General features: G+C 43.3%; 12 protein-coding genes. 4 read left to right on the top strand and 8 right to left on the bottom strand.

Annotated elements, in window-relative coordinates:
* Positions 1-13 precede the first annotated feature (13 nt).
* The 3 genes from LVQ79_RS00275 to puuE form a co-directional block, all read right to left on the bottom strand.
* Positions 14-1492, bottom strand: a complete 1479-nt coding sequence (locus LVQ79_RS00275; RefSeq protein WP_232863461.1) for an APC family permease — start codon at positions 1490-1492, stop codon at positions 14-16.
* 230 nt (positions 1493-1722) lie between these two features.
* Entirely contained in the window at positions 1723-3171 is a 1449-nt protein-coding gene (locus LVQ79_RS00270; RefSeq protein ID WP_232863746.1) for an NAD-dependent succinate-semialdehyde dehydrogenase, read from the bottom strand.
* Between the two features lie 11 nt (positions 3172-3182).
* The gene (puuE, locus tag LVQ79_RS00265) at positions 3183-4448 is read right to left on the bottom strand and encodes a 4-aminobutyrate transaminase (protein WP_232863460.1); all 1266 of its coding nucleotides are present in this window, start codon (positions 4446-4448) and stop codon (positions 3183-3185) included.
* A gap of 110 nt (positions 4449-4558) precedes the next feature.
* Here puuE and pdxR point away from each other — a divergent pair, with 110 nt between their 5' ends.
* Positions 4559-6040 carry a MocR-like pyridoxine biosynthesis transcription factor PdxR gene (gene pdxR, locus LVQ79_RS00260; RefSeq protein ID WP_232863459.1) on the top strand — a complete coding sequence of 494 codons (1482 nt, stop codon included), beginning with the start codon at positions 4559-4561 and terminating at the stop codon, positions 6038-6040.
* Here the strand turns inward: pdxR and LVQ79_RS00255 are convergent.
* From LVQ79_RS00255 to LVQ79_RS00235, 5 genes are all read right to left on the bottom strand, one after another.
* A complete protein-coding gene (locus tag LVQ79_RS00255) occupies positions 6037-7137 on the bottom strand; it encodes a type 1 fimbrial protein (protein ID WP_232863458.1) in 1101 nt (366 codons plus the stop codon). The genes pdxR and LVQ79_RS00255 overlap by 4 nt on opposite strands.
* Positions 7138-7151: 14 nt before the next feature.
* Positions 7152-7694 (bottom strand): fimbrial protein, encoded by a 543-nt coding sequence (locus LVQ79_RS00250; protein WP_232863457.1) that lies wholly within the window; start codon positions 7692-7694, stop codon positions 7152-7154.
* On the bottom strand, positions 7678-10212 hold the full coding sequence (locus LVQ79_RS00245; protein ID WP_232863456.1) for a fimbria/pilus outer membrane usher protein: 2535 nt from the start codon (positions 10210-10212) through the stop codon (positions 7678-7680). The genes LVQ79_RS00250 and LVQ79_RS00245 overlap by 17 nt, the downstream gene beginning before the upstream one ends.
* A 49-nt stretch (positions 10213-10261) precedes the next feature.
* Complete coding sequence (locus LVQ79_RS00240) at positions 10262-10951, bottom strand: fimbria/pilus periplasmic chaperone (protein ID WP_232863455.1); 690 nt, start codon at positions 10949-10951, stop codon at positions 10262-10264.
* A gap of 66 nt (positions 10952-11017) precedes the next feature.
* A complete protein-coding gene (locus LVQ79_RS00235; protein ID WP_232863454.1) occupies positions 11018-11563 on the bottom strand; it encodes a fimbrial protein in 546 nt (181 codons plus the stop codon).
* A 381-nt stretch (positions 11564-11944) separates the two neighbouring features.
* Between LVQ79_RS00235 and LVQ79_RS00230 the strand changes: the two genes are divergently transcribed.
* The 3 genes from LVQ79_RS00230 to zinT all read left to right on the top strand — a co-directional run bounded on the left by LVQ79_RS00230 (position 11945) and on the right by zinT (position 14204).
* Positions 11945-12586 (top strand): helix-turn-helix domain-containing protein, encoded by a 642-nt coding sequence (locus LVQ79_RS00230; RefSeq protein WP_232863453.1) that lies wholly within the window; start codon positions 11945-11947, stop codon positions 12584-12586.
* 548 nt (positions 12587-13134) lie between these two features.
* Positions 13135-13560 carry a hypothetical protein gene (locus tag LVQ79_RS22525; protein WP_370639809.1) on the top strand — a complete coding sequence of 142 codons (426 nt, stop codon included), beginning with the start codon at positions 13135-13137 and terminating at the stop codon, positions 13558-13560.
* On the top strand, positions 13557-14204 hold the full coding sequence (gene zinT / locus LVQ79_RS00225; RefSeq protein ID WP_232863452.1) for a metal-binding protein ZinT: 648 nt from the start codon (positions 13557-13559) through the stop codon (positions 14202-14204). Before LVQ79_RS22525 ends, zinT begins: the two co-directional genes overlap by 4 nt.
* Positions 14205-14325: the final 121 nt, after the last annotated feature.

The following is a 14325-nucleotide window of genomic DNA, read 5'->3' as shown; positions in this document are numbered from 1 at the left end:
AAATACGCATGTATTAGTTCTGTTCAACACTCAGCTTTCGCGCATACTCAATCGCATCATTTTCTGGTGCGTTCGAACGGCCAAACGGCTTAGTGATGAACATGTAAAGCAGTCCTGAGATAATTACAATCGCAAGCCCTACCAATACCGTCCAACGGTCAATAAAGCTTTCACCTGCGGCCGGTTGCGCCAGTAACCAAATACCGCACAGGCCATAGGCTAACGCCAGAACGTTTACGATTAATCCCCATGAACCCACAGTCCACTCACCTGCTGGTTTCCAGCCTTTCAGCCGTTGACGAAGCGCAGCCAGTACGACCATCTGGAATGAAATATAGATTCCAATAACCGCAAAGGCCGTGATACGAGCCAGACTATCCGGCTGGAAGTAGACCCAGACGCAGATAATCACCGGCAATAAACAACTCACAATCATGGCGTTATCCGGCACGCTATGTTTAGAGATTTTGGACATCCACTCGCTACCCGGCAACATCTTATCGCGAGAGAAGGAGAATATCAGACGGCTTAATGCAGCCTGAAGGGACAGAATACAAGAGAGCATGGCGATAATAGCGACCACAATAAAGATGGTTGCACCTGTTTCACCCAGCGCCTGATTCAGAATTGTTGGGATTGGGTCAGCAATTTTACCGTTCACAATGTTAATCAAGTCCGGGGACGACAGCAGATAACCCAGAATCGAAATCACCGCGGAAATTGCGCCAAAGACAATACTCAGAATCATGGCGATTGGAATCTTCTTACCTGGGTTTTTAACCTCTTCAGCCACGTTACCGCATGCTTCAAAGCCAAAGAACATAAACAAACCCATCAGTGATGCAGACATAAATGCAGTGGTGTAATTACCATCGGATGCCAGAACACCCATCGAGTCAAATACCACCGAGAATGGCTGTGAACGGTGGAATATTAACAGATAGATACCTAACGCAATGACGCTGACTATTTCACACCAGAAGCCAATTTTGGCGACACGGGCTAAATTCTTCGTCCCGGACATATTCACGCCCATCATTATCAGCAGCAGCACGACAGATGTGAGCATCATGTTGCCTGCGCTGGTTGCGTAGTGAAATAAGGACGCAACAAAGGTGGAGGTGTATTCAGCGATAGAAGTAATGGTGACGACTAAAGCCCACAGGTAAATCCAGGCTGCAATCCAAGCATATTTTTTCCCCCATAACCTTCTTGCCCATGGGTACAAACCACCAGTAATTGGATATTGGGATGCAACTTCACCGAATACCAGCGCCACCAGCAGCTGGCCACAGGCAACGATAAGAATCCACCAGATTGCCGGTGGCCCGGCAAGCGTTACCGCCAGCGCAAACAGTGAGTAAACCGCTGTCAGTGGTGATAGGTAGGTAAATCCCAGCGCGAAGTTAGACATCAGCCCTATCGAGCGGTTGAATTGCTCGCCTTTAACTGGCTGATGTTGCAGATTTTCTTTGTCTGTCGTCTGATCCATATCTTTTCTCTTTATGTGGCATAAGGGCAGGCAGTGTACATATTTTATAAAACATAATATGTTATATGTATACGTCTAATGTCACATAATTGTTAAGATCGTGAGCATGATTGCAACATTCGCAGATGGGCAGTTTTTTGGGGCTATCTGGGGTGAACAGCTCAGAGAAAAAGTCGGATGTCGCTTGCGCTAATCCGACCTACGGTGCTGCGGCGCGAGGTATGAAGGGTTTAGAGTTTCACGCAGACATATTTCATTTCTAAGTACTCATCAATGCCAAAGCGGGAACCCTCGCGGCCGAGACCTGATTGTTTAATCCCGCCAAATGGCGCCACTTCATTGGAAATCAACCCGGTATTCACTCCCACCATGCCATATTCCAGTGCTTCCGGAATTTGCCACTGGCGTTTCGCATCACGGGAAAAGATATAAGCAGCCAGGCCAAATTCCGTGTCATTGGCGTAATTCACTGCTTCATCATCAGTTTCAAATTTAAATAGCGGAGCAACCGGGCCGAATGTCTCTTCTCTGGCAAAACGCATCTCTTGCGTGACATTGGCCACGACCGTTGGCGAGAAGAAATTCCCACCTGATGTATGTTTTTGCCCGCCCGTTAACACCGTGGCCCCTTTATCCAGAGCATCGCGAATATGAAGCTCAACCTTCTCAATCGCTTTAGCATTAATCAGTGGCCCCTGAGTGACCCCGTCATCCATGCCGTTACCGACTTTCAGAGCCTCAACCGCTTTGACTAGCTCAACACTCAGCGCCTGATAAATTCCGCTCTGAACGTAGATGCGGTTAGCGCATACACAGGTCTGGCCGCTATTGCGGAACTTGGATGCCATGATGCCTTTAACGGCAAGATCGATATCAGCATCATCGAAAATGATAACCGGCGCGTTCCCACCCAGTTCCAGCGACAATTTCTTAATCGTTGGTGCACATTGCGCCATCAATAAGCGCCCTGTCTCGGTTGAGCCCGTGAAGCTGAGTTTACGAACCGTAGCATTGCGACAAAGCTCGCCACCAATCTCTTTTGCATCACCAGTGATGACCTGCAACAACCCCGCAGGAAGCCCTGCTGTTTCAGCCAGTTTTGCCAGTGCCAGTGCGGTTAACGGTGTTTGCTCGGCCGGTTTGACGATAATGGCACAACCCGCCGCTAATGCCGGAGCTACTTTGCGGGTAATCATCGCCGCCGGGAAGTTCCATGGCGTAATGGCTGCACAAACGCCAATTGGCTGTTTGGAGACGATAAAACGCTGATCGGCACTGGTAGGTTGCAACAAGACGCCATCCACCCTTTTCGCTTCTTCAGCAAACCAGGTAATAAACGAAGCAGCATAGTTAATTTCACCCCGCGCTTCAGCAAGCGGTTTGCCACCTTCGAGGGTAATCAATCGGGCTAGATCTTCGCTATTTTCGTGAATCAGGCTTACCCAGCTGTGCAGGATTTTGGCCCGACTTGCCGCAGTCTGTTTTTTCCACTCTTTTTGCGCGACTTCAGCCGCAGTAATTGCCTGCACTGTCTCGGCCTGCCCCATAAAAGGAACCTCAGCGATTTTCTCGCCTGTCGCAGCATTCAAAACTGGGGCTGTTTTACCAGACAGTGCATTACTCCACTCACCATCAAGCGGACAGGTAGTTAGCAGCAAGTCTGCATTGTTTAATTCAATCATCTGTAGTCTCACAATTGCGTCGCGTTCTTAATAATATTTAATGCCTGGTCAAACTGAGCATCCGGAATAGTCAGCGGATAGAGGAAACGAATTACGTTGCCATTTTGGCCGCAGGTCAGTAGCAGTAACCCCTGCTCTAATGCTCGTTTTTGAATCTGTTGAGCAATAGCGGCAGATGGCTCACCTGTTGATGGGTCATAAAACTCAGCGGCGATCATCGAACCCAACCCGCGAATTTCAGCTAATGCTGGGCAACTCTCTTTAATATCAAGCAGCGTTTTTGTCAGCCGCTCACCTAATGTGTCTGCACGTTGGCACAGTTTTTCTTCCGCAATCACATCCAGCACCGCATGAGCCGAAGCAACCGCCAGAGGGTTACCTGCGTAAGTTCCCCCCAGACCGCCAGGTGCTGGCGCGTCCATGATTTCCGCTCGACCCACCACACCTGATAGTGGCATGCCACCTGCCAGGCTTTTCGCCATGGTCATGAGATCGGCTTGATGCGCGTAATGGTCCATGGCAAACATTTTACCGGTACGGGCAAATCCGCTTTGCACTTCATCGGCGATCATCACAATGCCGTGGGTATTACAAATCTGGCGAATCGCAGCCACAAATTCAGGCGGTGCTACATTAAAACCACCTTCGCCCTGTACTGGCTCAAAGATAATCGCGGCTACCTGGGTGGCTTCGATATCGGACTTGAACAGTCGCTCAATGGCTTTCACCGCATCATCAGTCGAAGTACCGTTCAACTGCGACGGATACGGCACGTGATAAATGGAGCCAGGGAATGGCCCGAAGCCGATTTTATAGGGAGCGACTTTGCCGGTTAACGCCATAGTCATATAGGTACGACCGTGGAACCCACCGCTAAAGGCAATCACGCCAGGGCGGCCAGTATGGGCACGGGCGATTTTTACGGCGTTCTCAACAGCTTCAGCGCCAGTGGTGAAAAATGTCGTTTTCTTAGGCCCAAAAATCGGAGCCACTTTGTTAATTTTTTCCGCCAGTGACACATAACTTTCGTAAGGGACTATCTGATAAGCGGTATGTGTAAATGAATGGAGTTGCTGCTCAATAGCCTGTACCAGGCGTGGGTGACGATGACCGGTGTTCAACACGGCGATGCCCGCAGCAAAATCGATATATTGTTTCCCTTCTACATCCGTGATGGTGCTATTTTCTGCCGTCTGGGCAAAGAAATTACACATCACACCTACCCCACGCGGAGTAGCAGCCAGACGACGTTGATGGAGTTCGTTATTGCTCATTTTTTTATCCCTCGCACACAAAACAGATTTACAGGTTGAATTACGAGATCCATTTAGACAGTATCTGGTACCTGAATCGAGTGCCAAATCGTTTTATTATTAGGATCCAAATGCGTTCACTTGCCGTAGATGTGATTAAGCAGGCATTTAGCCAGACACCTGCCGAGAAACTTCATAAGAAACTTTATGTTGCGATATGTAATTGCATTCTCGAGGGGAGTCTACGCCCGGCCACACGGATGCCTCCTTCGCGCGATTTGGCCAGCGAATTGGTGCTGTCGCGTAATACGGTTTTGCGGGTCTACGAGCAGTTGCAGGCTGAAGGCTATATCTCGACGCGCACCAGCAGCGGCACGTTTGTCACCGAAAGTGTGCTTGATAACCTCAACACACAAGTTGCGAAAACACTCCAGACCTCCCAGCCTGAAGACCGCTCGAGCCTGTCGCTACGCGGCCTTGAACTGCTTGAGAACGCCAGTGCCAGCCCTGCACAATGGGGGGACTTTATTCCCGGCGTGCCTGATGTAAACAGCTTCCCGCATCGGACTTTTAAGAAGATTTATGATCGTATTTCCCGGCGCTTAAACCCCGAATATCTCACTTATGATGCGGTAGGTGGGCTGGAGGATTTAAAGGCTGCGCTATCAGATTATCTACGTACCGCGCGCGGTGTGAAATGCTCAACCGATCAAATATTGATAACCGAAGGAATTCATCAGGCGCTGGATTTAGTCACTCGTACGTTGTGTAACCCTGGTGACCATGCCTGGATTGAAGAACCCGGTTATTGGGGAATTAAAAATATCTTACGCATGAACGCCGTGAGTATTTCAGCACTTGAAGTCGATGACCAGGGGCTGGTTCCGCAAGCATTGCCGGTTGAAAAGCCGAAATTGATTTTCGTCACCCCTTCGCATCAATATCCGCTGGGTTCAGTAATGAGTTTACCGCGCCGTCAGTTATTACTCTCCCAAGCGCGGGGGTTCCACAGCTGGATTGTAGAAGATGATTATGACAGCGAGTTTCGTTTCTCAGGCCAGCCCATTCCTTCACTTCAGGGGCTTGAAGAAGATAGCCCGGTTATTTACATCGGCACCTTCAGTAAAACGCTGTATCCCGCGCTACGACTGGGTTACGTGGTGCTTCCTAAACCCTTAGCCGCCCCGTTGAAAAAGGTGCATAACGAGCTATACCGTAGTGGCCATCAGGTCATTCAGGCAGCCCTTGCTGAATTTATCAAAGAAGGATATTACGCCGCGCACATTCGCAAAATGCGCCAGTTATATAGCAAACGTCGTAACCAACTGGTTGAGTTAATTAAGCAGCATTTAGGTGAAGAGTATCTGGGCTATTTCAACAGCAATGCCGGGCTGCATCTGATTATTCAACTTCCGCCCGACGCAGATGATATGCAGATTGCAAAACAGGCGAATGCAGAAGGCATTTTAGTCAGGCCGTTATCGCGTTATTACTTTAATCAACAGAAATCCAAAGGGTTATTAGTTGGATTTGCCAGTATCAAAGATAGCGATATGCTCCCGTCATTTGTACACCTCGCGAACATTATCAAGCAAAAAATTATAATAGATTAGTTATAGGTTAAGGTTAGTGTCGCTGTAGCATTCGCTTTACCAGGTTTTACCACCGCTGCGGTTTTGTAATATACCGCGCTAAAGGTTAATTTTTCCTGCGCAGTAGCTCCACCGGCGGTAACCTTTCCACTACTTCGAGTTGATGTGATGAGTGAGATGGGGGTGTTCAACTGTAAACCATTAGAGCCACTATTGTACTGGCTGGTTTTTAAACCCAACTGCACTCCAACACCGCTGGCAACACCTTCATCCCCAGCCCCGGTAAGCGCTATCACCGTATGATTTACATCATCTTCTTTAGATTCAGCCGCTGTGACAGATAAAGACACATTCGTTCCCGGTTCACAACTCAGATTGACATCCTGTGTGGGTACCGAACCTACCTTAGTTTGCCCATCAAATTGACCCAAGTCGACTTTGCCAAAAGGAAAGCTTATTGCGGAGACATCTGCTGAACATCCCACAGCTTTAATAATCACATCTGCATTGGAAAGGGCCAAGTCTGAAGCAACGACACCAGCAGCACTGCGAGAAGCACTTTCCCGAAATTCAACTTGTGCAACAGGACTCCCAAAAGTTAACGTTCCGGCAGAAATCGGGGCTCCTGTTGCGACAAGCCAGATCATATAGGAGGACCCTCTTAACGTATGGTCACCTCTAGATCCAGATCCATCACGCCAACTGTTATCTACTGTCATCTGTCCATCATAAGGACCCGCCTGGTTATATACCAGGACCTGGACACCTATCCCTTCGATATTTGTTGGCATAACATCGCTATATGTCGCCCCTTCAACCTGGGGGGAATTATTGTAAAAAAAGCCAACTTTATAACCGCTACCACAGTTAGCTATAGTTAGTTGTGGATTGTTACCTTCATGTACGCCGGAAGTATAAAGGACCTCACCAGATACATATTGCCGACTTTCAATAACTATCTCCTCAGGGAGACTAACCATTGATCTTGAAATACTATTGTCAGCAAAAAGACCTCCATTACGTGTACATGTTGCATAGCAATTATGAGAAACAAATGTTCCGCACATTAAAAAAATAACCGCTGTGGTTTTTAGTATTTTATTAAACACATTTTTCATAGGGGATGCCGAAATTATTGATAAGTAAAACCTAGGGTTACTGTTGATTTAAAATCACCCGCGGTAGGTGTACCATGAGGTGAATATAAACGCGATGCAAATTTGAATGTGCCAGTACCCGCCTCAGTATTTATGGGAAAGTTATAGTTGACTCCACTTGCCAGATTAGTAATGGGTTTTCCATCTAAGTTAAACAGTTGAAGACCTATATCCTGGCTACCTTCAACAATATCATTTGCATAAATAACACTCGAGAAACTTGGGTCTGCTGAATAAGGTGTCCCAGAAAATGTAACCGTCGCTAATGATGCCTGATCTGAACAACCACTAAGGTTAATGTCAACAGTAATTAACCCACTGCTCGCTCCGGGACTTGATAGATCAGAGCGTGAAAATTGGCCTAGCTCTACAGTATCAGCCACGGCTACATTACAAGACGGTGCAACAATCTCACCTGTTATATCAATATTTATTTGATCAGAGCTCTTTAATGCAGAAGCATTAGAGGCGACAAATAATAAAATGCATGCGCAGAGTATATTAATTACATTGTTCATGAAGAATTTCCACACCTGATTCGCTTTTCTTTTCTGGCAAATGATAATTCACAGTACATTGTTCATCATTGCCCTCCCCCCAAACAACTAGTAATTTTCCTGCTTCATCAAGTCCGGTAAAGTAAACTTTTTGTTCATCACCAACGATACTACTATGGCGTTTTTCAATGTCAGCAACACTATTCGTCACCGTTGCACCAAATGGTATAGGCTTCCCTTGAGAGCGAGATAATGTTATTAATGCACGATAACCAAGGTTAGCATTATATTTTGCAACAACAACAGCCCCGCGTGTAGGAATAACATTTTTGCTAGTTTCCTCCAATTCCAGATTATTGTCTTCAAGGTTGTCAGTGGAAAGTGAGATGCTATTCTTTCTATAAGGACTTGCATATGGTACAACCGCAAAGCCTTTATTATCAGTTTTAATACCAGCCTGGTTACTTAGTGGTATACCTTCAGCGCCCGATGTATTAACCAAAACAACAGTTTCATTATAAGGTTGAGATAAGGTTATTCCTTCAGAATGAATTAATATCCCACCCTGCACACCATAATTGAGACGATTAACATTTGCATCGTAGGCATAGCCGCCAGTAAGTTGGGTATTTTGCCCCTTATAATTAGCACTTACTCCGCCATTGGTTTTTTTATTAGTCTCTGAATAACCTTCCTGAACATTCCAGTTAAGTGTACGATCATCAAATGCTGTACCATTCATGCCAATATTATGAGTGGCAGGCCCATTTTTACTGGCATTCAGACTATAAGTAGCTGTAGCCGATGGCAGGAATTTATCTAGCGGCACGCTGATATTAAATGAAAATTGTTGATCGTTTTCATCATGCTCGCCTTCGCTGTTTTCAGCGCTAATATTATAAGAATAATTCAAACCATAACTAATCCCATTACAACTATTGTTATAGCTTAAGCTAACAGAGGATTCTTTTTTATTATTCCAATAAGATTCATGGACCAAATTGGCAGATAATGAACCATAAATAATATCTTGCGCAATGGAGAGTTCCGTTCTGTTTTTACGCCTTTTGTTGTCATCAGAATCATCATAATTATAACTCTGCAACGTATCCTGCAATGAATAGTAGCCGGAAGTAGAGTATCTATAACCGGCAATGGTGACATTGGTTCCTGTCTTAAGCATATTTTTGCTATAGCGTAAACGTAGAGACTGACCACTCTCTTTCTGAGTCGTTTCATTCTTTTGGTTTCCACTATTTATCGTCGACCATGCTTGAGTGACGTCAGTAGATATAGCACCAAAGTCACCTAAGTTTACACCCAGCCCCAGAGAAGCAGAGTGAAAATCAATATCTGTGGCCTCAATTCCGCTATAAACAGTAAAACCCTGCGGCAAGCCATAAATGGCCGTTAATTCAGCAAAACTTGCATCTTTACTACCACCTGTTCGCGTATTACCCATCGTCGTTGAATATTTGAAGTGACCTTCACGCTGCAGAATGGGCAATGATGCGTAGGCGACAGTGAAATGTTGCTCACTACCATCGGATTCCTTAATGGTGACAGACATGTCCCCAGCCCCACCCGTTGGAAACATATCGTTGATTTCAAAAGGCCCTGGAGCGACTGAAGTTTTATAAATACTGTACCCGTTCTGGTAAACAGTCACTTCAGCGTTAGTTCTGGCGATTCCGCGGATGACAGGGGCATATCCCTTCAGGCTGTCAGGTGTCATATCTTCATCTGAAGATAGCTGTGCCCCCATAAATGCCATACTGTCAAAAATATCACCAGATGTGCTACTGTCACCCGCCGTAAATTGTGCACGCAACGGTTTAATGTCTCTCGATATATAACTATTTACAGAATCCCATTCGTTTTCACCATTAGTGTCATGGCTCCATGTTGAATAGTTCCTGAAGCGCCAAGGACCAATATTAACCCCGGGATGAAAATTACCATATTGGCTATTAACCGTATCGTGGCTACCTTGTCGATTTTTCGTAGTCATTCCATTTAGACTATAATTGAACAACAAGGCATTAATCCCTTCATCCCATTTCTCAGGTGAAATATAACCGCGCCCCATTGACTCCAGTGCAACCTGAGGGATGCTGACATTTAATCTTTGCTTATTAAAATCCAGTATAGAAGTTGCTTGAGGAATTGCCGAAAAATCAGCGCAATGATCTGAGTTAACGCTAATTTTTGGATATTCCTCAATCTTCACCCCCCATGATTTTAACTGCTGAGAGGTAAAACATGCTTGTAACATAGTTGATCCTCTAGCATCCTTGCTAGAGATAAATGTAATGTCTTGCGTATCAACTTGCTCATTATTAATAAAAACATCAAGTCGATAAGTACCCGGTGCTTGCTCGCCTTTCTCAAACGCTGAAAGATCCACGGAAGACATTTTAGACTCTGTCATTTCAAGTAACGCAGGGTTGAATCGTTCTTCAGCAATTACATGACCAACAGGTAATAAGGCTGATGCCAATACACAAGATACAACGGAATAATTATATTTATAACTCATAGCATTCCATTAGACCTCATATTGCTTTGCAAAAAATATACTGCACTTATCAAATATTGGATTTATGCTCAGGGCCAGCCATACCAAAATCGTTGTAGATTCTCCAGGTAATCCCTCCTGAATTTACTCCTTTTGGTACTGTATAACTGGCTGTTTCCCCGGGCGCAACAAAAGTCGTTGAAGATATACTTTTGCCATTTATTTTCACTTCTGCAAAGTTCATATAATATTTAGTTGGGTTGCGGACAGAAAGAATATCCCCTGTTAATTTCCAACTAAGCTGTCCCGTAACGTTTTCAGGTGAAGTCCCCTTTAACACTCTAGGGCGATAAATAAGTTTAATACGATTATTAACTGCTATTTGCACACTATTATTTGGTTGTTCTCCCGTGGTCGCCGGAATACCTTTTACATTTAACCAATACATACTTTCTTTATCTTCTGGCAATGCCAATCCTGAGCGTACAATACGCAGAACATTTTTTTCACCAACATTAAGACGAAATAGTGGCGGCGTGATAATAATTGCATCCGTTGATGGGCCATTTTTATCTATTGGACTAATCCAAGACTGAACCAAATTTGCAACATTATCTTTATTCGTAATAGAAAGTGAAGTCTCTTTTTTACTGCCATCATAAACTACTCGTGTCCCACCAACCGTAACACTGGCTTGCACACCACCGGTGAAAATAGCTAATAGAAGAAAATAAAATGAGATGCGTTCTTTAAAATTCATACTTATTACTCATTAAATTTACCAGGTGCTGTATTAAAATATTTCAGAACCTGGTAGGGAATATATTTATTCGTAGCTCACATTATAGGTCACAGCTGTAGAAACATTACCCTTGGTTGCCCCAAGTGCCGTGGCAACTAAGCTGGCAACATAATTATAAGTTTGATCGCCACCTGCTGGGTTAATATTGATTACAGTATTGCCATCATTATTAATAATTGCAGTTCCTGCTGGATCTTTTATCAAGATGCCAACATTGTCTGCTGCCGCAGCATCTGTCAGGTCATTTTTAAAATAAGTATTATCTCCCTCTGTCGTGCCACTAAATTTGATGTATGCCTTAGTTGGCACTCCTGCAGCAGCAGCAGGGCAAGCTGTTAAAGCAATAGGAAATGTTTTTGGTGCACCTGTTTGTCCGGCAACTGCAAGATCGGTAACGGGTGTTTCACCTAAATCAAGCGTAGCTGTACCATCATTAACTACTACTGTACAAGCTGTATCAATTACTTTTCCTGTAAAAGTAATTTTATTATCCGCGCACGCAATGTTTGCTGTAAGCAAAGCGATGCTAAATACACTTAAGTTCAGAATATTTAAAGATTTATTGTTCATACACACTCCGAAATTTTGATAAAAGCACTGGGTTAAATGAATATTAAAAGAGATTTCAGCAATTCCTTTGCAATAAGGGCAAAATCCGAAAATGGAATTCGTCTACCTGGCAATATGGACTTGAATTATATATTGCTTCGGGGAACTTTTTTTCGCAATTGAGTGAAATCTCAACACGCATCTTACAAGGATGCTTCCGGTACACAACTGGGGTGCACGCCTCTTATTGGATTTTAAATCCAATATCGGACTAAAAATCCAACTTAGCACTTCAGAAATTTTTTCTTACGCTGTAAAATCACTATATATATTAAATTAACTATACGTTATATTTATCGATGCGCAGATCACTGCTGAGACAACTAACTTAGTGAGAATTTTATGGACAAAATGGTTGATAATCTACTGGATGTAGAAACGCAATATACCGCTGCTGTAGAAAAAATTTTTACCGCCATGAACGATATTGGCAAGAAGCATACTTACAAAAAGAATGAAATTTTTTTCGATTTTAAATGTGACGAGCAAAATATATTACTAATAGAATCAGGAACCTTTGCATTTTATCGCCAGCCTGATCGCCTCCTAATCCAAGAGACTTCGGCCCCAGCAATATTTGGCCTGGTAATGGTTCCGCATAAACCTGATATTATAATTTCCGCACATAGTAAGTTAAGTGTAAGGAGTGTTCCAAGAGAGTCAGCGTTGAGAATTATTGAACAGGAAGGAATGTGGTATGAAGTAGCGATTGTACTTGGGAGGATAATCAAAGTTTATGTTGAGCGTGATATTAACCTAATAGCCCGAGATGCATATCACATTGTAAAACATCACTTAAATTTATTAAAATTATTACCGGTTGAAGAGCGTTACTCCACTACGGCAGTGAAATTTATTACAAGCCGCAGTATGCTTTCTCGCAGTAGGGTAATGGATATTCTTAAGAAACTCAATGACGGTGAATACATTATAATTAAAAATGGAATACTGAATAAGATAAATTTCCTACCAGATAAATTTTAGAAACACTTAATCAAAACAATTAGTTATGACATCAATTAAAAATTAAAAATAGAACCCCCATCTCCAACTTGACCGATACTTTTAGGTCTGAATTTTTAAACCATCAATTTATAAGTAATTATGTCACTTATGATAAGTATTCCTATAATATATTTTCACCCACCAACATTTAAAAGAGAAATGCAATGAATTTTATCACATGGAGCAATGACAATTTTTTGATACAGTTGTACGTAATATTTTTTACTCGATAGTCGGTAAATGCATTGACAATCGAAAACAATTGACTTTATTACTTATCAAAAATATACCCCCATTTTAACTTCGGTCAGATAAGCAACATTACTTTTATGACAAACAACCTGGAAGTTAAAAAACATTTTTGACAAAGAATTAATACATTATCTCTCAACTTTTTTTCAATTCATTTAATGCGTGGAAGCGAAATACAACGTGTGATTAACACACAAATAGCCTTAATTAATATAATAAAGGTAAAAGTAATCGAGTGAATTATTCAACTTTTTAAAAGACTGCTATTAACACCGATGGAGAGTTACGTTTTAAGCTTATTGCTCCAGGAAAAAGACTTATGTTATATCGCGGTGATGTCGACGCTATCTGTGAAAACCATTAATGCCCATAAACGTCCCATAATGAAAAAAGTACACGTTAAAAAAATAGTTAAACTCGTTGAAAAGATAGTTTTCAAACCTAAGCCAGACAATCTACTGCTCGAGTTATCGCGCGAAAAGCTGGATTTAGTACGCAGTAATGACACCAGAAATGCAGTGGTTAAGCCGATGTTTGATTCTGTTTATGATACAGATTCCAGAAGAAAGCCTGATAAAACAGACCGATTTTTACTGACGCTTCTACAGATATCCCGGGTTATTCAACCTCTCTATTGCACCTCAATATTAAAATGTTATAACATAACAATACATTTGTACTTACAATCGGTATTTTTATGAAATCATCTCTCCCCGCTATGCTTCTCAGCCTGGGCATTCTACTCAGTAGTGGTAACACACTCGCGCATGGTCATTCGCATGGAACGTCTTTAACCGAGACGGAAAAGAAAGCCAGCGAAGGCGTGTTTGAAAATACACAGGTGAAGGATCGCGCACTAAGCGATTGGGATGGGGTATGGCAATCAGTCAATCCTTATCTGTTAAACGGCGACTTAGATGTGGTGATGGAGAAAAAAGCGCGCAACAATAGCAGCAAAACTGCGGCGCAATATAAAGAGTATTACAAGAAAGGCTATGCCACTGATATTGATATGATTGGCATCGAGAATAACGTCATCGAATTCCATCGCGGTGACACGGTAATTTCCTGCCAGTACACGTACGCCGGTCATAAAATCCTGACTTACACTTCAGGGAAAAAAGGCGTGCGCTATCTGTTTGAATGCCAAGACAGTCAATCAAAAGCACCTAAATACGTGCAGTTTAGCGACCATATTATCTCCCCACGTAAATCCGAACATTTCCATATATTCATGGGGAATGATTCACAGCAATCCTTACTCAATGAGATGGATAACTGGCCGACGTTTTACCAATACAATTTGTCCAAAGAACAAGTTGTCCATGAGATGCTTGAGCACTGATTGTTTATCAATTTCACACCACCACACATATTGATTTACCTGCGACCATCATCCCCAGGTGGTCGCAAACCCTTTCCCCGAACGATTAATGTACGTAATTAAAACAACAGTTCAGTAATGC

The organism is Buttiauxella cochleicola (assembly GCF_021282405.1).
Lineage (GTDB): Bacteria > Pseudomonadota > Gammaproteobacteria > Enterobacterales > Enterobacteriaceae > Buttiauxella > Buttiauxella massiliensis.
This window is presented reverse-complemented; position numbering and strand designations above follow the sequence as displayed.